Origin of the sequence: Shewanella sp. WE21 (assembly GCF_002966515.1) — a bacterium.
Taxonomy (GTDB): Bacteria; Pseudomonadota; Gammaproteobacteria; order Enterobacterales; family Shewanellaceae; genus Shewanella; species Shewanella oncorhynchi.
In genome coordinates this window covers 1,959,151-1,985,917 of sequence record NZ_CP023019.1, presented here as the reverse complement: position 1 = coordinate 1,985,917, position 26,767 = coordinate 1,959,151, and the positions used below count along the sequence as shown (strand labels likewise).

General features: G+C 42.4%; 10 protein-coding genes and 3 pseudogenes. 1 reads left to right on the top strand and 12 read right to left on the bottom strand.

What is annotated here, in order from left to right; all coding sequences use genetic code 11:
* From CKQ84_RS08440 to CKQ84_RS08405, 8 genes and pseudogenes are all read right to left on the bottom strand, one after another.
* The gene (locus CKQ84_RS08440; protein WP_105250894.1) at positions 1–2,619 is read right to left on the bottom strand and encodes an acyltransferase domain-containing protein; all 2,619 of its coding nucleotides are present in this window, start codon (positions 2,617–2,619) and stop codon (positions 1–3) included.
* A complete protein-coding gene (locus CKQ84_RS08435; RefSeq protein ID WP_105250893.1) occupies positions 2,616–7,319 on the bottom strand; it encodes a non-ribosomal peptide synthetase in 4,704 nt (1,567 codons plus the stop codon). Before CKQ84_RS08435 ends, CKQ84_RS08440 begins: the two co-directional genes overlap by 4 nt.
* Entirely contained in the window at positions 7,316–10,618 is a 3,303-nt protein-coding gene (locus tag CKQ84_RS08430) for an amino acid adenylation domain-containing protein (RefSeq protein WP_105250892.1), read from the bottom strand. The genes CKQ84_RS08435 and CKQ84_RS08430 overlap by 4 nt, the downstream gene beginning before the upstream one ends.
* A 26-nt stretch (positions 10,619–10,644) precedes the next feature.
* Positions 10,645–11,529, bottom strand: coding sequence for a hypothetical protein (locus CKQ84_RS08425; RefSeq protein ID WP_105250891.1), 885 nt, complete (start codon positions 11,527–11,529; stop codon positions 10,645–10,647).
* Position 11,530: 1 nt separating this feature from the next.
* Positions 11,531–12,595, bottom strand: coding sequence for a histidinol-phosphate transaminase (locus CKQ84_RS08420; protein WP_105250890.1), 1,065 nt, complete (start codon positions 12,593–12,595; stop codon positions 11,531–11,533).
* Positions 12,592–13,029 (bottom strand): hypothetical protein, encoded by a 438-nt coding sequence (locus tag CKQ84_RS08415; RefSeq protein WP_049821807.1) that lies wholly within the window; start codon positions 13,027–13,029, stop codon positions 12,592–12,594. The genes CKQ84_RS08420 and CKQ84_RS08415 overlap by 4 nt, the downstream gene beginning before the upstream one ends.
* 224 nt (positions 13,030–13,253) lie before the next feature.
* A complete protein-coding gene (locus CKQ84_RS08410) occupies positions 13,254–14,270 on the bottom strand; it encodes a methyltransferase (protein ID WP_158683028.1) in 1,017 nt (338 codons plus the stop codon).
* A 674-nt stretch (positions 14,271–14,944) separates the two neighbouring features.
* Positions 14,945–15,673: pseudogene (locus tag CKQ84_RS08405) on the bottom strand (IS5 family transposase).
* A 303-nt stretch (positions 15,674–15,976) separates the two neighbouring features.
* On the opposite strand from CKQ84_RS08405, the pseudogene CKQ84_RS08400 reads away from it, so the two are divergent.
* Positions 15,977–16,864, top strand: a pseudogene (locus CKQ84_RS08400) (IS5 family transposase).
* 56 nt (positions 16,865–16,920) lie between these two features.
* Here the strand turns inward: CKQ84_RS08400 and CKQ84_RS23860 are convergent.
* From CKQ84_RS23860 to asnB, 4 genes and pseudogenes are all read right to left on the bottom strand, one after another.
* Positions 16,921–17,055 (bottom strand): annotated as a pseudogene (locus CKQ84_RS23860) (IS6 family transposase); the annotation flags it as partial.
* Positions 17,056–17,109: 54 nt separating this feature from the next.
* Positions 17,110–18,369 carry an MFS transporter gene (locus CKQ84_RS08390; RefSeq protein WP_105250888.1) on the bottom strand — a complete coding sequence of 420 codons (1,260 nt, stop codon included), beginning with the start codon at positions 18,367–18,369 and terminating at the stop codon, positions 17,110–17,112.
* 104 nt (positions 18,370–18,473) lie between these two features.
* Positions 18,474–24,854, bottom strand: a complete 6,381-nt coding sequence (locus CKQ84_RS08385) for a non-ribosomal peptide synthetase (RefSeq protein ID WP_105250887.1) — start codon at positions 24,852–24,854, stop codon at positions 18,474–18,476.
* Positions 24,855–24,900: 46 nt separating this feature from the next.
* The gene (asnB, locus tag CKQ84_RS08380; RefSeq protein WP_105250886.1) at positions 24,901–26,766 is read right to left on the bottom strand and encodes an asparagine synthase (glutamine-hydrolyzing); all 1,866 of its coding nucleotides are present in this window, start codon (positions 26,764–26,766) and stop codon (positions 24,901–24,903) included.
* Between the last annotated feature and the right edge of the window lies 1 nt (position 26,767).

Here is a 26,767-nt window from a genome sequence, read left to right as displayed (position 1 = left end):
TTATTGTTTTATCTGGCGGCGAAGTTCCCAACGCGGCGGTGGGGTAAAGACGTTGTTATTAATACCGCTCTGCAGCAAACGAATCAGTAGATCTCTATCGGGAAGTGGGCAGTAAACACCTGCACTCTCAATAGCTTGCTTACTCTCATGGCACGATGTGAGTTCACTATAGAACCTTTGGTACTCTTGGGGTACCGACACCACAGAATATCCCAACGAACGGATCGCATCGTTAAGAGTTTCATTGTCCAGGCCATTGGGATTATAAATATGCCACTGAGGATTATTCGTGTACTGCCTTTGTGCTAGTTCTATCAAGGCTGCAGCGATAAAATCAACGGGTGTTATATCCATAACAGGGCCTGCTTCAGTGGTAATACCCGATTCGATAATCAACTGGACTTTTTTATAGAATGGGTTGGCCGCAATGTTTTCATTCATTTTCCCGCTAACAGAATGACCAATCAAATTGCCAGTACGATATAAATGCACCTGCGCACCATTATTTTTTGCCTGTTCAATTAAATCCATGGTTGGTAATGCCATCAATGGATCAACATAGTGCAGCTGAACCTCTGTATGAGTCATGACATAATCCAGACTCCAGTTAAGCATTTCGTTACTATGGGCAGTGATATCAACACGACTAACATCAAAAATTGTATCAATCGCAACTTCCGAACTAGGTAAAAGACTTAAAGCAGTAAATACCTTAATCCGGGAGCTGAAATCATGGCCAAAATTATTGCGTAAACTGGCTTCAAAGTCATTTCTATCCGCAGCATTAATGATACAACTGATGAGGGCCGTGGTGGTGGTGTACAGCTCGTTGAGCACATGTGCGGCAAGAAACCCATGTGCTGCGAGCAACAATACATGCTTTACGTCACGTCGTGGAACAAGCTCAAGTGGAGCTGATATCATAGCTGCCTGAGGTAACTGCTCTACAGCCTTTTCATAGTTTAGTTCACTTTCCTGCTGCTCTTCAATTTCACTATTAGCCAGACGTTGGTGCATTAATTTGGCGATATTGCCAAGCTTCTTCTGTTGATACATCTCTGCTAACGTCAATTTCAATCCGGTGACACTCTTAGTACGAGCGAGTAATTTCGCCGCAATCAATGAGTCTGCGCCGAGTTGTTCGAAATCGGAATCGACAGCGATATTTGTAGTGCAAAGAATTTCTTCCCAAATAGTTACAAGTACCTTTTCGACGGCCACCAAGTCTGATTCGCGACTAAGTACAGCTCTGCGCTTAGGTGCTACCCGAAGAGTTTCCACTATCGGATGTTCACCTATCGCCAGATACTTACGTTGGTAAGGATAACTTGGAAGATGCAAACGTTTTGGCAGCGGTTGGTCATACAAGGATTGCCACGACAATTCAACACCACCGGACCATGCCTGACCAAGGGTCTGATAAAGTGATTGGATATCATCTTTATCTCGGCGCAGTGAATTGAGCACTAATGGTGGCTGTTCTGCATCTCCTTCTATTAGGCGAGAAAATGTCGGGTGAGGGCCGATCTCAATCACAACATTGATCTGTAACTGTTGGAGTTTCTCCAAGCAGGCCGCAAAATTCACCGGTTGCCTGATTTGCTGACTCCAGTAATGAGCATCAAGCTCGCGCCGCTCCTTGCCATCAAGATTTGAAATCAAGGGGATCGCCATAGTTGAGCAAACAACCGCATTTACCTGCTCGAAAAAAGCGTCAAGCATAGGTTCCATTAATGGAGAGTGAAATGCATGGGACACTTTCAATGGGCGACAACGGACATCTAATGCTTCAAGTTCGGCAAGACAAGCGTCTATCTGCTGAACAGGCCCACCAATAACAATATTTTCAGGGCCATTATAAGCTGTGATAACCACATCAAATGAGCTCAGCAGTGGATTAACTTTATCAGCAGCTGCACTAATACTTGCCATACCACCCGTTTGACACTGAGATTGCATCAAGGCTCCGCGCTGGAAGACCAGATGACAGGCATCTTCAACACTGTAAGCACCACCAATACAGGCGGCAACCCATTCTCCTAGGCTATGGCCGAGCACGACATCAGGACGAAAGCCCCATGCCATCCACTGTTGAGCCAAAGCATATTCAAGAGCAAAAAGAGCAGGCTGAGTAATCGCAGTCTCGTTTATCCGCCCAGGCTCGGACATATCAAACAGTATGCCATTCAATGGTGTGGGTAAAAGCGTGTCGAGCACGGCAGCACAACGATCGATAGCATTTCTAAATACTAACGATGAGTGGTAAAGCTGTTTGCCCATTCCCACATATTGACTTCCTTGACCTGGAAATAAAAAGGCGACTTTGGGCGCTTTGACCACCAAGGATCCATTAACTTGGGTGACATCAATTCCGATAGCATCAGGTTGAATGAAACTGCGGCATTGTGCCAATAATTCGTCACGGTGGGTTACGATGAATGTGACACGGAACTGATGGTGGACTCGACCTGTTTGGCAGGTAAAAGCAACCTCACTAAGGTCTTTATCAGGATGCTGTTCAAGGTAATTAAGTAATCGCGAGACTACATCAAACAAGGCATCTTCAGTGGCAGCACTAAGGGGGACCAATAAGGCTGCAGGATTATTTAGCTTGCTCATGGCGCTTCCTCCAAAATGACATGGGCATTAGTACCACCAATACCATAAGAGCTGACACCGGCTCGGCGTGGACCTTGCCCTTGTGCCCAAGGTTGCCCCTCTGCAATGACATAAAAAGGGGAATTGGCTAAATCAATATTCGGGTTGGGTGTTTCATAATGCAAACTGGCAGGCAGATAGGCGTTTTTCAAACATAGCACTGTCTTGATTAATCCAGCGATTCCTGCAGCATCGCCGAGGTGGCCTATGTTGGACTTAACCGATCCTATACCACAAAAGCCCTTGGCACTCGTAGATTGACTAAAAGCTTCGGTCAAGGCACTGACTTCAATAGGATCACCCATTTTGGTCGCTGTACCATGGGCTTCCACATAGGAAATCGAATCAGCGCTGATCCCCGCGATTTGATGAGCCCGTTTAATCACTTCTGCCTGCCCCTGAACGCTAGGGGCATAGTAACCGACCTTATCGTGACCATCGTTATTAACCGCCGAAGCACGAACAATGGCATGAATAGGATCCCCATCAGCCAGAGCATCTGATAATCGGCGCATCAGCACCACACCCGCACCATTGCCCGGCACAGTACCATTAGCATCTTTGTCGAAAGTGCGACATTGGCCGTTGGGCGACATAATGAAATTCGGTTCATACAAATAGCCCACTTTTTGCGGAGCCTCAATAGTTACTCCTCCGGCAATAGCATAATCAGATGAGCCAGTCAGCAGTGATGTAACAGCCATATGCGTGGCAACAAGAGACGTTGAGCACAAGGTGTTCACCATGATGCTCTCACCCTTAAGGTTCAGGCGGTGAGAAATACGAGTGGCAATAAAAGCAATGTTGGAGGAGACCTCAGCCACCAGACTTTCAGCACCAGAAACACTAGCATCGGCATTAGCACCATAGTGACTAGGTGTCGCCCCGACAAACAGACTGATACGTTCTTTACGTGCCAGTGCCCCGAGACCGCCATCATCCAATGCATCGGCGACACATTCGAGCAATATTCTTTGCTGTGGATCCATCTGTTTAGCTTCAAACTCACTCATACCAAAAAAATGATTGTCAAAGCCATATACATCATTAAGTAAGCCACCGGCTTTAACCCAAGCCTCACCATGATCCACAAACTGAGCTCTGGTTTTAGCATTGACCTCATCTTCACTGAAGCGAGTAATACAATCTCGCCCAGCCTTGAGGTTTTGCCAATATTCATCCACGTTGTCTGCCAATGGCGCGCGGATCCCCATGCCGACAATGGCAATCATTTCATCATCCGCTAAGCGAGTCTGTCTTTCCTCAGACACTGCGCTAGGCTGACTTTGCTGCTGATTTGCACTCGGCAGCATTTGTGCCGAGACAGCAATAGCTAATGCCTCGATAGTGGTATAGTTGAAGAAATCTGCAATCGACAGTAATATCCCAGTGGCTTTTTCAATCGCTTGCTGCACTTTCACTAAAGACAGTGAATGCCCACCAATGTCGAAAAAGTTATCCGTGATTTTGACTGAGTCAATGCCCAATACAGTTAGCCAGATTTTTTCAATGGTACTTTCAACCAAAGCTACAGCGGCCACATCTGAAAATGAAGTCGTAGTCAAAGGTAACGAAGTTAAAGCTAAATTGCCTTTAGCCTTCTCCGCTCTATTCTTCTGTATCATGTCTGGTGCAGGTAACGCGCGGCGATTGACTTTCCCATTAGGGTTAAGTGGCAAAGATGTCAGCGCAACAATATGGGTTGGTACCATATAGTCAGGTAATAATCTGTGCATTGACCCCCTGATATCACTAATGATATCAGCCGTCATATCAACAATCTTAGAGATCCCAGGATCCGAGCTGTCAATGGGCACGAAATAAGCAACTAATTGTTTGCCCCCATCATTACCATTGATAATATTGACAAAACATTCTGCGACGAGTTGGTGTTTACGCAAAGCCTCTTCGACTTCACCGATTTCGACTCGCTGGCTACGTATTTTGACCTGGTTGTCAGTTCTACCGACAAATTCAATCATACCACTGCGCAATCTTCTGCCTCGGTCGCGAGTGCGATACATTTTCTGAGTAAATTGATCATAGGCAAACGGATTGGCAATAAAATTTTCGGTGGTTTTTTCAGGGTCATTAAGATAACCATCAGCCAATCCCTGACCTGATAAATAAATTTCACCTACCACCCCTAAAGGCACAGGTTGCTGACGGTCATCAAGAATATAAATCTCAGTGTGGGATACAGCTTGACCTATAGGAATAGTCCAAGCGCTGGACTGAATAGTATTGATGGGATAGAAGCACGAGGTAAAAGAGTTTTCAGTCGGACCATAGGTATGCAATAAAACATTAGCTTGGCAATATTGCAGCGCCTTGTTCATATGCGGTTTGGAGACAATTTCACCACCAAAGACAATATGACGTAAATGGCTCAGAGACTCTGGCTCATCCTCAATTAAGCGATTCAGCAATGGGGTTGTCAGAATGAGTGTGGTGACATTCTCTTCATCAATGGTTTTGGCCAGATCCCGAGGAGACAACACCACATTTTTATCCGCCACCACAATTGTGCCACCATTCGCCAGCATCCCCCAGATTTCAAAGGTCGCCCCGTCGAAATTAAGTGGGCATAACTGCATTGCCACTTCACCAGGAGAAAAATCAATGAAGTTAGGCTGATACACTAACCGTAATATCCCTCGGTGTGGCAATACAACACCTTTAGGCATACCCGTCGAACCAGAGGTATATAGGACATTCATCCTGTCATCAGCGGTAACATCTGTTGATAAATTTAGGCCACTCTCAGTCGCGTACTGACTCGCTAAAATATCACTACCCAGTGTCGTTAATCCGGCCTGACGAGCAAGATCACAGTATAATTTATCGCACAAGCCGATTGTCGCACCTGAGTCAGTCACAATCGACGTTAAACGCTCAAGGGGATCGGCTGGCGCCAAAGGCAAATATGCGCCACCAGCTTTAAGTACTGCCAACATGGCAATAACCGCTTCGACACCCCGTTCAAAAAATAATACCACAATCTGACCACGGCCAATCCCCTGCTTTTTAAGCCAGCGGGCTATTTTATTGGCTCTTTCGTTAACGTGAAGATAAGTAAATCTTTGTTCGCCATGCACAACTGCAATTTGTTCTGGATGTTTTTCAACCATATGTTCAACCAACTGGTGCACTGTCGCAACAGGGCAAGTATTATGCCAGTTAGTTTGAGGGTCTCGAGTCAACTGCTTAATTTCATCAGCCCTTAGCAACGACATAGTTTGGGTATTCGTATTGGGTTTAAAACTAAGGGTCTCGAGGGTATTTAGCCAGTGTTGTAACAGACTCTCTATGGTTTTTGGATCAAACAGATCGGTACGAAAATCAGCAGCTATCGTTGCGCAATCCTGCTCTTCTCTAAAAGTAAAAGAGACTTCAAACTTAGCACTGCTGGGGATCAGCGACATAGGTGTCAACTCAAGTCCATGGGTGGATTTACCACTATGGCCGTGCGCTTCATAGGTAAAAATCGTTTGGAACAATGGTGAACGCCCTGACTGGCGATCAACTTTCAAATCCCGCATCAAATACAGTAATGGATAATTTTGGTGATTTTCCGCTTCGAGTACCCGCTCTGTGGTATGCGCCATCAATTGCATAAATGTGGGGGCACCGGACAAATCCAGGCGAATAGGTTGCATGCTGACAAACAGACCCATGACCCCCTGTATCTGAGCATCCATACGACCAGAAAAGGGTGTGCCTATGATCAAATCCGTTTGACTCGTATAACGAGACAATACCACTGCCAGCGCACTTAAAGCCAAAACATAGGGGGTGCAATCCTGTTGACCCGCTAGTTGACGAATTTGCAGTGCCAATTTTTTCCCCGTGGGAAGTTGCCTAAAGCCACCATCATATTTAGGTTCACTCTGACGGACATAATCAGGTAACAAATCCAATGTTGGTAATTCACCACAAAAACGTGCCATAAGTGCTTTTTGCTCACTCTCAAGTGCACCAGATTCGACTCTATGGCTTTCCCACAGTACAAAGTCCATATAGGATAATGGCAGCGCAGGTAAAGCCTTGTCTTTCCCCTGCAATAGAGCTTCATAATATTCAAACAACTCACTGACAAATAATTGCAAAGAATGCTGGTCGGTGATCAAATGATGGAATACTGCAATAAACTGGTAAGCCTCACCCGTCAACTTGACCAACTCAAAAACCATCATAGGTCCATTCGTAAAATCAAAGACAGTATCGGCAATGAGTGCCTGGCGTTGCTTGCAAGCTAGCTCACGACGAGATTGGGACAGATGGCTCAAATCTATCAGTGGGCAATTGGCTGTTACCTTATCAGTTAGCACCAAAGAGGGAGTACCATCAACTATGGTTATTCTGGTGCGGAAAATGTCATGGCGCATCACGACCATGTCTAGCGCTTGATAGAAGGACGGAATATTTAATGGGCCATCTATCGCCAATCCAACAGGTACATTGTAGGTGGTGGTGCCAGGGACAGTTTGTTCTTGAAACCAAATTTGCTGCTGTGCCAACGACAGTGGATAAGCATCTCTGGCAGGATGTTTTTTTAGTACCGCAGCTTCGGCTCGATTATAAGCCTGTTCAATTTGGGCTGGAGTCGGGACACTATCAAAGGATAATTTACGACCTTTATACTTGATTATCATACTCATTCATCCTCACCTTTGACGGTTCGAATATTAACAGCGCCAGCGGGTAGCTCATCGGGATTGAAGTCTTCAATCGCCACATAAAAGGTCGCCACTTCGTCACCCACCATCAAATCAAAAGCATATTGATAGTCATCATTAATTTCTGTGGCACGAGCCGATTCAATCAGCTTAGCTTGCAGTGCAATCGTCGGATTACGATAACCTTCACGAAACGACATTTTGACGCCAAACTCACTTTCGATACTAAACAATAACGTGGTCAGAATCATCGAATGACCACCATTCTGAAAAAAGTGATCATCTATGCCAATCTGTTCAATACCCAATAATTTTTGCCAGATCAACAGTAACTTAGTCTCAATATCATTGCGTGGTGCCGCTGATTTATTTCCTTCGAGCATAGGTAATTTGTCACGGGCAACTTTGCTGTTAGCCGTCAACGGAATAGCATCGAGTCGCATTAATGCTGCAGGCATCATGTATTCAGGTACCTTTGCCCTTAAACTTGCCAACAGTGCACTTTGATTAACGGGATTTTCAACCGCATCAACGTAGTACAGGACTATTTTTCGATCGCCAGGCACGTCTTCACGGACAACCGCCACAGCGGCGCTTACAATAGCAGTACTCAGTAATGCAGCTTCTATTTCCCCCAATTCAATGCGATAACCATTAATTTTGACCTGACTATCAATACGACCCAAAAACTCAAGGTTGCCGTCGGTCCAATAACGGGCTAAATCGCCGGTTTTATACAAGTTTCCGCTGCCAGTAAAGGGATTGGCAATAAACTTACTCTGGTTCAGCACTGGATCATCGATATAACCAGCAGCAAGACAGGCATCACCGATAAACAAATCACCTCGCACACCCACCGGGCAAGGTTGCAAATGCTCATCCAGCACATAATAGCGGGCGTTAGCAATAGGTTTGCCGTAAGGAATGCTCACCCATAACGGATTGACTTGAGTAATAGGGTAGTAGTTTGACCAAATAGTGGCCTCGGTTGCACCACCTAGAGCCATCATTTTTGCGTTCACAAAAAAGGTGTGCAGGGTATCGGGAAGTGAAATAGGGATCCAATCACCGCTTAATAGCACCAGCCTGAGACTGTCACTACCAGAACCGGCTTTACGAGCATAATAAGGCATTAATTGCGCCAACCCGGCAGGCGCCGAATTCCACATGGTAATGCTGCCATTTTCAAGTATGTCAGCTAGACGCTGCGGATCATGTAAATCTGCATCCTGAGCGATATGCAGCGAGCCACCAGCACCGAGCACCCCGAAAATATCATAGACAGATAAATCAAAACACACAGAGGCAACAAACAACAAACGGTCATCGGCGTTAACGTCAAAGTGTTTATTTACCCAAGCATTAACATTGATAGCCGAGTCATGTCTAACGACTACCCCTTTAGGTTGACCTGTAGAACCTGAGGTATAAATGACATAAGCCGGATCCTGTGGTTGTGCCCATTCGCTGAGTGCTGCTGTGCTGCAACGGTCAATGTGCCATCCCGTTGTGATACGACGTAGATCAACAGGCTTGTGTTTTTGTTTATTTTTTTGACCAGCCAGAGCACGCTGCAATATGATGTCATAGCGCAGACCTAAGTCGTTGTCGAAACTTTTACTACGTTGATTAACTGTGATATTGGCAATATCACAGTGTTGTGCGGCAAATTGTTCGAACCACTGCCGAGCAACATGAAATTCTTGCCCTTTACGAACCTTAGGATCCATGACATCAGCCAGTATTAGCGCTCCACCAGGGACGAGTCGTTGTAGTGCACTTTCTAGCACATTTTTAAGGTACTGTGGGCCAGGGAAAAATTGCACCACACTGGCGAGCACAACCAAATCAAAGGAATTATTGGTAAAACCATCCAATTCATGGGCAAAGCCAGCTTGAAAATGGGTGTTAGACAAGCCCAACTCTTCTGCCATAGTGCGGTTTTTTTGCAGGGTTTGCTCTGACGGATCTACACCTATGTATTGGCTCGCCATTTTCGCCAATTCAAAACCAATCAGGCCAGAACCACAACCAATTTCCAGTACATTTGCCTCATCTCCCAGCCAAGGTTGAGCATAAGAGACGATTAAATCGCGGTATTGATCGACTTCATTCTCACTAAAGACTGGCTCATCACCACCGCTGATAAATCCTGCAGCAGAAATACGATCATTGGCTGAACTTGAAATTTGATCCCAAAATCTACTGACAGAGTCCTGATTAAAACCCTCTGCAGCAGGGCATTCTGTGCTGGTATCTATGATGACCACTTCTTTAAGAGAATCAATATCCCATTGTAAATCATGGGCTAAACACATACGTGAGCTATCGGTAATGAAACATACCGTTTTTAACTCATCCGAATTAAGCACCCTAGATATACGTTCCACAGGCCAGTCAATATCGACGGGTACATAGGCGCCTTGAGCCTTCGCCACACCGAGTATGGCAACCACAACATCAAATGAACGAGGCAGACAGATACCGACCAATTTACCTGGGCCGACACCTATACGACGTAAATGGTGTGCAAGCTTTATTGCCCGTTCATTCAATTGCCCATAACTCATTTGCTCACCATTACAAACCAGTGCCACAGCTTGATCATTGATCGCTACCTGTGCGTCAAAGGCATGGTGAATTAAACGATGTTTAGGAAACAGCGGTGGTGACTGAGTATCATTCCAACAGGTTAGAATTTCTTCTCGCTCGTCTTGGGTAAGGATCTCTGCCAAGGACAATACTATCGATCCTTCAGTGACAAAGAGTTTGAGTATTTGTAATAAGTGAGCAAAGGCTCGGTCAATTAATGATGATTCAAAACGGGCACTATCAAAGTACCAATTCAGTACTATATCGCGCTCACTTTCTACTAAAGCAATACCCCACTCTCCAGAGAAAGATGCCTCATCTAGCGAAGTATTTAATCCCACCACAACTTGTAACGGCAAAGATGGAGCGACTATGGGTTGACTATGTGAAGCGATCACTGTGTCAAGTAATTGATCCAATGAAAGATCACCGCTGATAACACTTTGCCACAATGTCAAATTTTGTGTTTCTCTCAGCCCTATACTTATCTCTGTTTCACTGGTATAACGTACTATTAGCCCCTTAAGCGCCGCCACAATAATGACCAGTACACTGGTATTTTTAGCTGTAGCCATGGCTTGCAATAGCTCAGTTAACTGCACATCGATACGAAACTCTGTTCGGCATACTCCAGATGTATGTGTTGAGGCCATGCTGACTGGTAACTCAAATCTTGACTCTACACTCATATGTCCCTCCAAAAGTGATACTTTCCTTAGTATGCTTCGCCATCTTGGGTCATTTCCTGATAAACCTTATCAGGCACCTGCCATAACTTTTGGAACAACGGCATAGCCGTAATTTTCTGTAATACAGAGATAGGTTTCCCTCTGAGGCTAGTAGGCATCACACCGGCCCCCATTGGACAACCACCACTACTCTCGCCTTCTTCATCATCCAGCCCTGCAGTCATTGCCGACTTATTGTTGTCCTGCATACTGGCAACGGCTCCACCAAGGTGAGTCCACACTAGGCGTAGATGAAGTTGTTTCCAAGACATGATTTTTATATCAAACTGCTGAATAGCATCGAATAAACGAACTGGCCATATTAACTCTGGTGATAATTCATGGTTTGCATTTCTAGCTCTGATCACACCGAGGGAAACCGGAGTGTGATCTAATTTTTTTAATGCTTTTTCATAGGAACTCCACACCAGACGGGCAATTGTGCGGAGGTTTTTCATTCCAGGAGAGTCAACCCCGGTGGCATTTTCAGGCAGCTGTTTACGAAACTCTAACAAGCTGACCTGTGACATACTAGCAATTAGGGTTTCAATGCCTGAGATAGGTACATTCATTAATAGACTGACACGTTCACACATTCTGTGAGATTCAGCAAAGTCACCACGTTCCAGCAAAGCAATTACATGACGCAGTTCAAAATGAATGTTGTACCAAGCAAGCTCAGAATTCAAATGGATCATCTGAAACATTCGCTGATCATGGCAGACTAACTCGCTTTCTGGGCACAATACATCTAAGGTCCGTGCTAGACCAATTTCTTTTTCATATTCAGAACCAGTGCCATAATCATAATGTAGTCGGCTGTCAGCTTCATCAGGATTCATGCTCCGTGGTGTATCATTTTCGATGATCATTCTACTGCTCCCTTAATTTCTTGTACGTAGACACAATGGCATTACACAGTGCCTGTTGATGGGGTTCATCTACCATGGAGACACGAATATGACCGTACAATTTAAATAGCCCTGCATCTCGGACAAGTACCCCGAATTCATCTTGTAGCTTTTCAACAAATTCAGCGCTGCTCAACATCGGTGCTTTATTGCTAATATTGAGCAAGATAAAATTGGTATGTGAATGGATATAACCGATACCTGCCGCGTCCATAGCTTGATAAAACGCCGTTTTCGCGGCACTAGTACGTTCTACCGAATGTCGTAAGAATGTTTGATCGCTAAGGGCAACCTTAGCGGCATTTTGTGCCAATCGATTGACAGCAAATGGCAGTGCAGCATGGACTTTGGTTATTTTAGCTATGTCTTCAGGAAGACCTATTACATAACCGATACGAAAACCACCAAGACCATAGGCTTTAGACAGAGTTCGGGTAACCATTACCCGTTTACCTTGTTTAATAAGTCCAATAGCCGAACAAAAGTCGTCACCAGCAAACTCGGCATAAGCTTCATCAAAAACAGCTAAAGAATCAGTATGACTGGCCTGACTAACTAAATTGGCAATGCCTTCTTGTGAGACCATGGTCCCCGTAGGATTATGTGGGTTACAGACAAAAATGACCGATTGCTGCTCTTGGGACATTGTGCCCATTTGGGCTATGGGAACCTCATAACCATCGAGCGGGGCATAATGAACATTGGCTCCACAGATGCGGGCAGAGGTTTCATAACCTGGAAAACTGTAATCGGATACGATAGCTGGCACTTGCTGGCTTAAAAAAGCCATAGAGATCATGAGGATCACTTCGTCTGTACCATTGGTGACATGTACCATATCGGTACTAACACCATAAAAGTCAGCAATTTGCTTCTGAATGTCGAGACACTGAGGATCAGGGTAAAGATTAGCTCTTTGCTGATCAAAGTTGTCCCACACCGCAGGTGTCATACCAAATTGATTTTCATTTAAATGTGCACGGATCAGCAGATCACCATCAGGTATCCCTTTGTTGTATATCGTCATAGTACTTTTTTCACAGTTGGTGCAACCGGTGTTTCAACGACACTGTTTTCAAGTAAAATACCTAGACAATAACTTCCCTGTTGAGCTTTTCTTGTAATAAATCTGTGTTTTGCTTTTGCTGGAACATAAAATGTCGCCGGAGAAACTGCTTTGAACAATTCACCTTCAACCTCAATATCAATTTCAGCCCCCCCCTCATCGGGTGACAAGAGTAAATATATTTCAGCAACATCATGGCAATGTACATCTGCAACTGCTTGATCTACCAGATGTGCAATATGACCACCGGCCAGAGCTAGAGGGAGTCCGCCAAACATTTCTTTAGTAATAAAAAAGGGGGCGGGATGAAAATGTCCTGGGACATCAAGCAACCTAGGTAGATCACTAATTAACTCGGGGGTATTATGCTTATTTATTTGAAAACATTCGTTCATACTATGTCCCTATTTTTTAAAAAAATGATAGGCCGCGCTAGAAGCATATCACTCAATATCCCTATTTTTTGACAACATGATATGCTCATTAAAGGCATATCACTCAATGATGAAAATTCGAATAACTGCGTTTGCGTCTTCCTATCTTCGTGCATCCCAGCACTGATTTACCGGATGTTTTTCATCTTGTAAAATTGTCGCTCGATTAAAAATAGGCTGACTCATTAATTGATGGGTTTACCTTCTATAATGCAAAATGGTGTACCTGTATCAATTACCTGTATCAATTCTAAACCAACGGCTTCATATAAGGATCGGTATTCACTAACAGTACGCTCGCGCCCATTCAGTAACAGCAACATACCAAGATCCATTTCCACCGCGACAGAAAAATCTTCAACCCGCTCTGGTAAAATCGGTTCTATCATTAGTAATCTGGCATCAGGTTCCATACTAGCTCGAACATTTTTTAAAATTTGTATAGATTCTTCATCATTCCAGTCATGAATAATGGATTTAAGCATGTAAGCATCACAGCCACTTGGAACTGACTCAAAGAAGTTACCAGCAACCATTTCACAACGTTCTGAGACGCCAGCCTTCTCTAATCTGGCAGGCGCATTTGCCAAGACAGACGCAGCATCAAAAAGTAAACCTTGCATTTGTGGATCAAGATTGAGAACCTGTGATAATAAAATACCTTGGCCACCACCTATATCTGCTATTGTTCTAACCTTTGAAAAATCATAATTCTGACAGACAGCAATGGCCACATTTTGAGTATCATTAGCCATACCGTTATTAAAAATCTGGCCTTGTTCTGGATGCTTTTCAAGATATTCAAACCACTTCATTCCGTGAACATGTTCAAATGCTGGCTTACCCGTTTGTACGCTATACAGCAAAGAGCCCCAAGTACTGTAAAGTAGTTCTCCAACATTTATGGCAATACCATTCCAGTCTTCGAGTTCATTCTTTTTTAAGCACTCTCCTGAAGGTGTCAGACCGAAGTTGCCACTACTGACCTCCGTCAAAATTCCACGGTTGACAAGCCCTCGCATCACTCGGCGTAAAGCATCTGCATTGAGTCCTGCTATGTTAGCAAGATCATCACTGTATCGTGGACCGTCAGAAAGAAAATCTGCAATGCCAAGCTTTGCAGCAACATATATAAGTTGAGCATTTTCATAGGCACCAAGCATTTGTCTAATTAAATTAGCTGGAGAGGTCGTTTCGTTCACATTAAGCTCCATTTATTATTTTATACGGTATAGTCGAAATTATTCTTAATACAGGACGGGACTCCAGCGCTGGCTATACAATCTGAACTTAAAGGACAAGTTTTCCTTCACTCATCCTTACATTTACTTACAAAAATTAAGCGAACTAATAAAAAGCTATTAATTCCAACGAATTAAATCACACCATATTAATATAAATTTTCAAATTATTTATCGTGTTATCGTGAGACTAATACTTGAGATCAAAGAGAAGCGAGGTTAAACATGATTCATGCTAGCTGCAATTACCCTTTAGCATGATTTTATCTTGAAATTTAAGGCCCATAAAACTAAAGAACAGAGCTAAAGCAGTGTGCGGCATAGTTAAGAAAAGCATTGTTTAAAACAAATTTTTAGCATATAAATCAAATGGTTGATTATGATAATTATCTGTTTTTGTTCGTGACTAAATAGTAACACTAGAGATTTTAGCTCAGTACTCAAACAACTAGGGCAACCGCCTGAGTGTTCATTAATTCACCTTGTCGATGAAACCAGCATTGAATACCGCCTCTAAGTATGTTGTTTTCATTCTAGCTCGTTTTTGTTTTGCAGATATGCTCCTTTCGTGGGTTTGCTTCTAAGTATATTTAATGCTATCTAGGGTCTGTTGATCTTTGCTGTACAAATGTTGTTCAACAATACATCGGCAGCCACACTAACGTAAACGCCAGCGACACCATACAGGCGTAGTTTCTTGCTAGTTTGTCATATCTTTTTGATATCGCTAGATAGTGTTTGATTCTTTCAAAAACATTCTCTATTAAATGCCGATATAGATATAAACACTAATCGACCTTCTCATGAGGTGTATTTTTATAATGGCGCTTTGGGATAACTGATGTCCCGCCTTTAGTTGTGATAAATTGACCAAAAGTATCACTGTCATAACCTTTATCAGCAATCACGGTATTAACCTGTGCCAAGTACTCAACTGGGTTGGGAGTGTCCGTAATATAGTGTTTCTGGCCTTCTGATAATTCGAAATAAATCGGCAATCCTCCACTATCGACTGCTAAGTGAATTTTGGTTAAATTACCACCTCGACATTTACTAATACTTTCATTACTCAGGGTAGCAGCACTGTACGAATGAGCCCGCACTATCTAGCAATCAATAAAGACCCACTCCATATCAGCAAGGTTGGCTAAGGCCTTGAATAAATGTGCAAGAACGCCATTCTTAGACCATAAATGAAACAGTCAAAAGACAGAACTCTTTAGGTAAATCTCGCCTGTTCAAAGGCGGTAAAGAATACCTTCGAATATCTGCCTATGTTCAGGTTTGTCATAAACACGGCCTGTGCTTTTCATTAAATGAAATAGCTTTCCCAAGCGTGCATCGGTTAGCATAAATCTTGGCATAGGTTATGGTTACTTTTGGTGAAGCAAATTATAACGTCTTGCTATGCTGTATAAAAATCCTCTCGAAAGATCAACAGACCCTAATGTAAGATAGCCCAATTTTCCCCCTCATGGCCTTGGTAGATTTGACTGGCGTCTTCATGCATACAGATATCTAAAACCCAATGCAGACTATTTTCTACAGCCCAATGAAAACGGTCACTTCTGCTAGCTGTTGCTATTCAGTTCAGCTCTGAAGAATCCCCTGATGATTTTCAGATAAATCAGGCGTTGTTGCCTAAATGAATGAACCTTCCGCCTCAGATGGGCAAATCCAAGCATCGCATCACCAGGCGTTGACTAACCGAGGGTCACTGACTTTTTGGATAGACGAGCAGGCAATCATCCTCTGGTGCAGCACTGAACATCATGGTGGTCGAGGTCGGGAATTTCAGTACAGCGACACTGCGATAGAAACCACCTTGATGCTCAAAGGTCGGCTTAATCTCCCCTTGCGAGCACTAGAAGGTTTTCTCAACTCAGTGTTTAGTTTGATGAGTGTGCAAGTAACTTCACCCGGTTATAACTGCATCAGCAGACGAGCCAAGACAGTCAAAATCCACTATCGCAATCCTAATCGCGGCGCGATTGCCCACTTGGTTGTAGATGACACTGGACTCAAAGTTTATGGCGAAGGCGAATGGACAATTCGTAAATATGGTAAGGAAAAACGCCGCACTTGGCGTAAGTTGCATCTTGCGATAGATACGGCCACACATGAAGTCATCGCAGCCGAAGTCCGTTTAGAGAGTATGGCAGATAGTGAGGTTCTACCAACACTATTGAACCCGCCGAAAAACAAGTGTCAGCCGACGGAGCATATGACACCAAAAACTGCCATAATCTACTGAAACTCAAAGGTAGTAAGCCTAAGATACAGCCGCGGAAAAATGCGTGTTATAGGGAAAAGGGTAATCCCAGAAACGAGGCCGTCAAAGCGCTGAAAAGTGATGAACTCAAACGATGGAAAAAGAGAATGACTGTCACCAACGCTCCCAGTCAGAAACTGGCATGTATCGATACAAGCAACTGATTAGCCCGAAATTGAGCCAGCGTGACTACAACGGCCAAGTCGGCGAGGCATTGGTAGGTGTGAAAGTGATGAACAAAGTCATAGGACTAGGTATACCTATTCGCCAGAGTGTCAATTAATACCGGAAACCCTGTTGGGAAAAGGCTTACCTAAGATTGATTTGAGCAACAACGCCGGTTGAGTGGTCAAAATTGATATTTCGCTCAGCGAACATCTCCCCAATTTCACGGTAACAGAGTTTGTAAGCCAGGTAATAACGAAGCGCCGGCCTGAGAAGCTGAGTGTCATACTGTAGATACTCCAAATCAATATTCGAATATCATCAACACTTTAGTTTACTTCGTCAACTTTGCGACAGAACCGATTATAACGCTAGTACCTCTTTGAGTTTTTGCTGGTTAAATTGCTGTATAGACAGTATCAGCACCGCAATTCCACAAGCGATAAAAATGTTCTCAATAGTAAAGTGATAAAAATCGACCAATCCTCCTGAAATAACCATACCTAAAGGTAAGGATAGGCGAGTAATAACGCGGTAAATACTCATTACTCGACCACGTTTATCATCTGGGGTGTTGGTTAATATGGCTGTTTCTATCATGGTATTGATTAGTCCAAAACAGCTGCCACAAGCAATGAATAATATTAAGGATAAATAAATATTTTTACTTACTCCGAGCGCAATAAGTAAGAAACCAAAAAATAGATAACTGTTACGGCCCAAAGCAGACCAGTCTTGTACTCTGGACTTAAAAAAAGGCAAAGATAGGTAGCCGATTAATCCTCCGCCACCAAAAGCTGCGATTAAATATCCATACCAATAGTCTGAAACGGATAAGATTTGTTCAACATAAAAAGGCAGTAGGATAACAAAAGGACCAATAAGAAAGTTGACCCCGCCAATGAGTAACAATAAAGATTTCAGAGATTTTTTTTCGCTGATATACATCAACCCTTGCTTCATGCCTGCGATGATTTTTTTTGAATCTGATAAAGTGTGTGTTGCTTTTACGGGCTTAGCTTCCTGCTGAGGAAGTTTTATTCGCGATTCACTCAAGGCGGAAAGATAAAATGACAGGCTATTAGCTATTAAGATAGAGATAATCCCAAATTGACTATAGAGTAATAATCCTATGCCCTGACCAATCAATACTGCGCCTTGAATAGTGGCATTTTTGATGGAATTGGCAAGAGGAAGCTGCTCTTTTGCAACCACATTGCTCAGTAATGCAGAGTAAGCAGGATCATATAAACCTAAAACAGCACCTAACACTAGTTGCATCAAGAGTACTAATGTAATAAGCAGATAGAGCTGGTCAGGAAAGAAATAGAAAGCTAGTGGCAATAAAATAGATGCTGTCCCGGCGAGTAAATCACTGGATATTATGATGGTCTTACGGCAATAAATATCGGCAAGTACTCCGCCTAGGGGTGAGAATAAGGCGATAAAAATCGAGAACAACATGGCCGATAGTCCCATTAACGAGGCTAGACCAACTTGTTCTTTTAGCCAAAAAATGAGTACGATTGCTGTAATTTGGCTACCAAACTGGCTGATGAACTGGCCAAACCACATATATTTAAAATTACGGCGAGCATGCTTATCCGATAATGATATGTTCAATTGTTTACTCCACCCCAGTCATAGACTGGGGTATTATTGTAAATGTTGTATTTTCCCTTTAGCGTACTAAAGGGAAAATAGATACCGATAACGTTGAAATCATCTCACAGCGATATGTTAGAGAGCTCTGATGCTGGTAACACATCAATCTCACTTAATTTTAAGCTCGACTTAAACTGTGCTGGCAGAATAAAAGTTGTGAGTATTTTTAGGTATATTTCCGCTATTTTTCTCATGCTTACTTCATTGAAGAGGCTCTGTGAAAAATTAATGGCCCCCGTAATATTTTTATCCATATCATTGAGGAACATGCTTATATCAAATTTAGCTGGGCTATATATGGCAGTGTCCAAAACTAATGATGTAAATGGAAGATTGTTTGAATTCATGTTTGTTTCACCAAAACTTTGGACACCAAACATCACTTGAAAAATAGGGTGGCGTGAACTATCGTACTCCACACCTAATGCATCGACTAATTGAGTAAATGGAATGTCTTGATGTGATTTAGCTTGTATCACTACATTATGAACATTATGAATAAATGTATTAATAAGACTGTTGCCATGAACCTGTGTCCTTAAGGGAAGTGCATTAACAAACATTCCTATGAGTGATTGAGTTTGTGGATGATGGCGATTATCTGATGGAGTACCGACAACAATATCTTCTTGGGCCGTAAGCTTTGCCAAACTGATATAAAAGCCACTGAGCAATACAGTATATAATGTAGTTTTTAGTTGTTTAGCTAGACTCCTCAATTCAACTGACAGTTGCTCACCTAACTCAAAGTGAAAGTATTGTCCGTTATGATCAATGTGTGCTGGGCGGGGTTTATCTGTTGGCATGGCGAGGTTTTTATAACCTGATAATGTCTGCTGCCAATAAGTACGTTGTTGCTTAACTAATTCTCCTTTTAAATAATCCTGTTGCCATAAAGCATAATCACCATAATTGATACTCAATGTTGGCAAGTTAACTTCTCGTGATTCACATAATGCTTGATAGATTTCTGAAAATTCTAGGAGAAAGATATCCATTGACCATCCATCCATTGCAATATGATGCCACATCATCAGCGCGTATTGTTTTTCCTCGACTTGGTAATGGTGTAAGCGTAGGCTTGGCTCCGCGAATAAATCAAAAGGAGAGTCAATATGGGTTTTAACTTTAGCTAAAAAGGCTGTATTATCGTGACAAATATCAGTATTCAACATCAGGCGGTTATTTAGTATTTGTTGGTAGGCATTATTGTCATGGTCAAAGCCATAAATTGTTTTTATTATTGGGTGCCGCTCACTTACCATATTGATGGCTTCTTCGAAATATAATATGTTCACATCATCATTCAGCTGAACCAAATATGGAATATGGTAGGCGCAGCTGCCTTGTTCAATTGATAGCATATGGGCTTGAGCAAAGGAGATAGGATATTGAGGAAGATCTACATGGGGAATGAGCTGCTTTTGTTGAGTGAGTTGGCCCACAATGCCAGAAATATTTTTTTGTTCAAATAACAAAGATAAAGATAAATCAAGTTTAAGTTCTTGGCGAATAGCGGTAATTAATTTTATCGCAGTCATTGAATCACCACCACTGCGAAAGAAGTTATCATGGATTCCTATTTTTTTTAGGCCTAAAACGGATTGCCATATTTCACATAATTGATTTTCCAGAACATTACGCGGTGGTACGTAATTTTCATGGATTATCCATTCTGGAGATGGTAGCTCATGGCGATTTAACTTTCCATTTATTGTTAATGGAACTGTATCTATTTCACAATAAGTTGTAGGCACCATGTATTCCGGCAATACCTTAGAAAGTGATGCAATCAGATTATCAATGTCCATGTTATTTCCCGGAGTTAAGATGATGTATGCAGCCAGATATCTACTCCCATCTTTTTCACGGTCGATCACTACAGCTTGCTTGACTATATTAATCATCATTAACGCAGTTTCTATTTCTCCTAACTCTATTCGGTAACCGCGAATTTTAACTTGATCATCCTTCCTTCCGAGAAATTCAACATTACCGTCAGCGAGCCTACGGGCAAGATCACCGGTTTTATACATAGGTAATTCAGGCATATGTGGATTTGGGGTAAAATATTGCTTGGTTAATCCCGCCTGATTGAGGTAACCATGAGAGACACCTAACCCTGAAATGTACAATTCACCGGAAATACCCGCAGGTAATTGCTGCAGGTGAGGATCCAATACATCTAAGCGGAAGTTACTGATTGGTTTACCAATAGGGATCGGTTTGTTATTTTGCTTTAAGTCTGCCCAAGCTGTGGCTGACACTTCAAAAACACTGGCACAGACGGTGGTTTCAGTCGGGCCATAAGCATTAATATACCTGACCTTATCCCACCATTTTTCTACCAGAGTGTGATCAGTCGCCGATCCGGCAGTCAGTAATGTTTTCAGACTATTCAGGTGCTCAGGGGTCAGTTGTCGGACATAAGTGGGGGGCAGTACAGTTACTGTGACTTGCTGCTGATTCAAATAGTCTTCAAAATCATGAGTATCTAATATTATCTCTTCGGTGATTAGCACCAAAGTACTGCCACTTAATAACGTAATAAATATTTCAAAAATTGAAGCATCGAATGAACAATTGGCAAACTGTAAAAAGCGATCATCTGCAGTGAGGTTAAGATAAACTTTAAAATGCTGTGCAAGATTCACGACCCCTAGGTGATGTCCTAACGTACCCTTAGGTTTCCCCGTCGAACCAGAAGTATAAATAATATAGGCTAAGTCATTAGTGGCGGGAATTAGCGGGAGGTTGTTACTATCAAGATCGATAATCTGGGGGACATCCGCGTTTATCCAACAAATATCCTTAAAAATGTGACTTAAATTGTCATGTTCCTTGTTGGTGTCGCTCAACACAAAACTGATACCGCTATCATCAATAATGTATTCCTTTCGTGCTTGGGGATAGCTTATTTCTAGTGGTAAATAAATGGCTCCTAATTTTAAAATAGCTAATGCACTGGTGATCATTAAGGGAGATCTTGGCATATGGCAGCCAATAACATCACCTGGTTTGACGCCTAATGTTTGCATATATCTAGCAAGCTGATTAGCTTGACGGTTAAGGCTTTCATAACTTATTTTTTGTTCGAAAAAAGACAGTGCAATAGTGTTTGGGGCTATTTTTGCTAGATTTTCAAAACAACTGACAATATTAGACTCATTGATCGGGCTATCATTTGGACGCAAATCATCAATGAGTTGCAGTTGCTCAGCAGCGGTTAATAGTGAAATATTAGCCAGTTTGATATCTGGCTGTGCTAAAACCATCCTGACAATAGTGGTAAAGTGCTGGCCTAAGCGAGAGACAGTTGCTGACGTAAATAGGTCTTCGTCATAAATAATATTACAGTGTAAAAGACCCTCTGATTCTATCCATTTAAAGGTTAAATCATACCAGGGCGTATGTTGTAGTGCTGGCAATTCGGACAAGATGAGTTGTTTATTTTTTTGCTTAATTTGTTCAAAATTTTGTAGCATGAATATAGTATCGAATAGTGGGGATCGGCTCATATCCCTTGGAAGATCCAAAGCGTTAACTAAATCTTCTAGTCCATAGGATTGATGGTCGAGTGCATCATTGATATTGTTTGTAGTCTGTCTTAAAAATTCATTAAAGCTCAGTTTGTCATCACATTGACTCCTCAAAGGTAACGTATTGACAAACATACCCATTAACGGATTCAAATCCGGATGATCTCGCCCAGCAGTGGGGAAGCCGACGACAATATCTTGCTCATTGGTATATTTAGCTAGTAGAACTTGATATATCGACATTAACAGTGAGAATAAACTGCTATTTTGATTAATACTCAATTGCTTAAGTTGCTTGGTCATGTCGCTGTCGATAGTGAAGTCTAATTGAGCACCACGAAAATGTTTTTGCTGTGGGCGGGGGAAATCAGTCGGCAGTTCCAGTATCGGAGTGGAATGTGCAAATAGGTTTAACCAATAGTTTTTTTGAGCTATTTGTTTTTCCTGTTGTTGCTCCAATGTTTGCCAGTGACAAAAATCCTGGTATTGGATCGCCAGAGGTGCAGGCTTATATTCTCCTCCAGTTGCTAGTATTTGATAAGCTGACATGAGTTCCTGACCAAAGAGTCCCATAGACCAAGCATCAAAAATCAGATGGTGGAAGCAAAAATAGAAATAATGATTTTGCTTATCTAGCTTAAAGAGCTTTAAGCGAAATAATGGCGCTTCAGCTAAGTTAAAAGCCTGCTGACTGTCGTTGAGCATTATTGTTCTAGCCTGCTTTGCTGCGTCGGGACAAGTAGATAAGTCAATAATGTCGAGTGGGTAATGAAAATCTCCCTTAATGCGCTGTCTAGGGCTGCCATTGTCTTCTTCATCAATGACGACACGTAAATTATCGTGGCGACTGATTAAAGCATCAATGGCTTGATTAAACGCCTGGCGATTTAAATCACCTGTTAATTGGCAGGCACCGGGAATCGTAAAATGCCCAGGCTGATCCGCTAGTGTCTCACTGAGCCAGAGACTTTGTTGCTGCCTGCTCAGGGGGTAATAGTGTTGTTTGGGCCCCAATGTGATGGCTTGATAATGTACACCGGTTAATACTGGAAGCTTATCAATATGATCGGCAAGCGCTGAAATTGTGTCATGCTGGTAAAAATCCTGAATAGAGATCTCGATATTTAGTTGACGATACATTTCACCCAGTACTTTCATGACAGTTAATGAAGTGCCCCCTAAATCAAAGAAATGATGAGACTTACTGAGGCTAGCCGCCCCAAGGCTGGTGCGCCAAATCTCACTGAGTATTAACTCGGTAGGGCTTAGGTCTTGTTCTTCTTCAATGTTAAAGTCATTGAAATACGTGGCTGGATTGGGAAGTGCTTTTTTATCGACTTTGCCGTTGAGCATTAAAGGGAAGCTGTTTAATTTTATCATCATGTTAGGAATGAGATTGGCACTGAGTTTGTCAGCGAGTAAGCTTTTGATCTCAGTGATAGAAATATCTTGATGGCAAGTGTAGTAGCATACCAGTTTGCTAGATTGATCTTCATCTTTGTAGAGATTAATAAAACACTGATCGATTTCGGATAAGTTATGGATGTGACCTTCAATGTCATTAAGCTCAACACGTATCCCGTTGAGTTTAACCTGGCGATCGAGGCGGCCGAGGACTTCGACGCTGTGATTTTCTAGATATCTACCTAAATCACCCGTTTTATAAATAATATCTTCATTATCTGGGTTGAGTGGATTTTGAATAAAGCTTAAATCTGTCAATGGTTGATCATTAAGGTAACCTTTGCTGCGAAAAGGGGTTTTAATATAAATCTCACCGATATCACCTACTCTACATAAGGTATTATTGGCGATGATCAACACTGCTGTATTAGCAATAGGGTTCCCGATGGGGATCATTTGGTTTGCTTGTTCAACTGGGCCTTTAAGGCGATAGAACAATTTAGCTAAGGTCGTTTCGGAAGGACCATAAAGATTGACCAATTCGATATCGTTGCCAACCAATGTTATCCAGCGGTTAGCATCTCGACCAAATAGAGGCTCGCCTGCTAGCAATATATGCTTTAAATGGCTTAATTTTTGTTTATTGTATTCCTGAGTATTGTTATCAGCTTCAAGCTCTGTCATTAACAAGCGAAAAATAGAAGGAACGCAATGGATTAAATTGATATGGCTATTACTAATCCACAGCAACAGGCGTCTGGCATCAAATTGCACTTCAGGCTCAGGAATGCAGCAAACCCCACCGCTGAGCAGTGGCACAAAAATATCTCGTAAGCTGACATCAAACGTAATGGGAGCTAGTTGAGCAATCCGTAGGTGGCTCGATAACGCAAACTCTTTCATTTCCCAATGAATAAAGTGACTGAGGCTTTTATGGCAACCGACGATGGCCTTGGGATCTCCTGTGGTACCAGAGGTAAACATAATATAGTTACTGTCCTCAGGGGTCGCAGACATTCGTGGGTCAGTATCTGGGTATGGTTTGTGAAGTAATGCGCCTGAGCCTAGGTGAGTCAATTCAAGTTCACCGGTATTACCGTAGTTAAATATCTTGATGGTTATGTGTTGCAAATCCAGTGCGGCGAGTGTTTTCTTCAGCGAAAGCGCCAACTCCTTAGTGGTCATTATTAGGCTAGGTTGTGCCTTGCGTAAAATATCACCAAGGCGTGCATCAGGCTGCTCTTGGGATAAGGGTAAAAAGGCTTGATCGCTTTTGAGAACAGCTAATACCCCTAAAATGTATTCAATACTTTTGGGTAAGAACAAGCCAACGGGATTGCCTATTTGATGGGTAGTATCACTAATGTGATAAGCTAGATTATTGGCATAAGTGTTGAGTTGTTGATAACTTATCTGGCGCTGACTTTCAGCAATGGCGGTTTCATTTGGAAATAAACTTGCCGTTTCAGCGAATTTTTTGTGAACAAAATACTTAGTCATGATTACCTACCTGAAATAAAAATATGATGGACTGAAAATATACTGCTTATGACTCAACAAACTCGCGAAGTAAGATACCTGTGGTAATAACCACCATTAAAAAGTCAGTTTCGAAAGTTTGATTGATGTCATGGCCCCCCCTGATGGCACTATTAGTCAGTCTTTCTACGGTATCGGGATTAAAAATCCCTTGGCGAGTAATGGTGGCTCTACTGAGCATGTCCATAATCCATTCGGGTTTATTTTGCAGAAGAAAAGGGCTACCAGGGGCCACAAAAGAAAATTTCTTGCGTCGTATAATGGACTCTGGCACCGTTTTGGTTGCGAGTTGTTTGAGCAGGTATTTTTCATTGCCGTTTTTTAGCATCAACTCTGGTGGTATCGTGCGTACAAAATTAATTAAATCAATATCAAGAAATGGATATCTGGCTTCCACCGAATTAGCAAATGTGACTCTGTCGCCATGATCGGCTAATAAGTGATCGGCGATACGTAGTTTAAAATCAACATAAGAGCGCTGATGAGTGGGATGACGATTGGCTATCCGTGCAGGGTTAATTATGGGCTGGGAAGTACAGTGTTGCCCAAGCAAAGCGGCGTTGGTATCAGCCGAATAAAGTGAGCTCTTGAGAGTATGAAACTCGTGATAGTTCTTTTCGTAGAAAAAGTTTTCATCTCCCCATAGCGTTTTTCTGGCTTGTTGTTCCAGCATAAACTCAAGGTCAAAGGATTCTTCTTGTCCGCGTGATTGCTGGGCCAGACGATAACCCACATATCCCGCAAACAGTTCGTCAGCACCTTCACCAGTTAATACTGCTTTTATTCCTTGTTGTTGAACCATCTGTGATAACGCTAGCGAGCAGGTATTATAGGACTCTTTTAAGGGGGATTCGGCTGCGATAACAGCCTGAGTCAAGCGTTGGTTAATTTGCTCATAATCAAAAATCTGTTCATGATGGTTTGAATGTATTTGGTTAACCACTTGTTGTTGATATTGCCGTTCGTCAATATCCGCACGGCCAAAACCAATGGCGAATGAGTTGAATACTTGCTGGGGGTCCATATCGTGGGCCAGTGTGGCGATAAGTGATGAGTCTAGGCCACCACTCAAATAAAAACCCACAGGAACATCAGCATGCAAGCGTGTTTTTATTGCCTGACGTAGTAAATAATCCAGTTTTTCAACGTAATATGCATCTGTGTGAGGTTGGATATTAGGGTTATGCTCAGGGTAATCAAGATCCCAATATTGCTCAATCTGCATACCTTGCTTATCTACTGTCATGACATGACCGGGCGGCAAGCATTTAACGTCATTAAAAATGGTTCTTGGGCTAACCATACCTGGAAAGGTGACAATTTGATCTAGGCTGATTAAATCAATGCTACGACTGACATCAACACTGTTTAAAAGGGTTTTTATTTCAGAACCAAATAACAATGTATTATCTTTATAATGATAATAAAGTGGAGCAATACCAACATGATCTCTGGCTAGGATAAGTTTTTGCTGCTTAACGTCGTGTAAAGCAATAGCAAACTGGCCGTTAAGTCTGTTAAGAAAATTGATGCCATATTCTTCATATAAGTGCGGTATCACCTCGCAATCCATTTGCGAGCGAAAGCGATGCCCGCGTTTAATTAAATCATTTCTAAGTTCCTGATAATTAAAAATCTCACCATTGACGACACAAGCAATACTTTCATCCTCGTTAAAAATAGGTTGGTTACCCAGCTTCAAATCAAGAAAAGACAAACGTCTGAAACCAAAGCAGGCTTGCTCGCTGGCATACAACCCCAGATCGTCAGGTCCTCTATGAATAATGCTTTGAGTCATTCTTTTTAATAGTTCAATATCAGCATGTTGGCCGGCTTGAACATCTTGCATAAAAATCCCTGTAATTCCGCACATA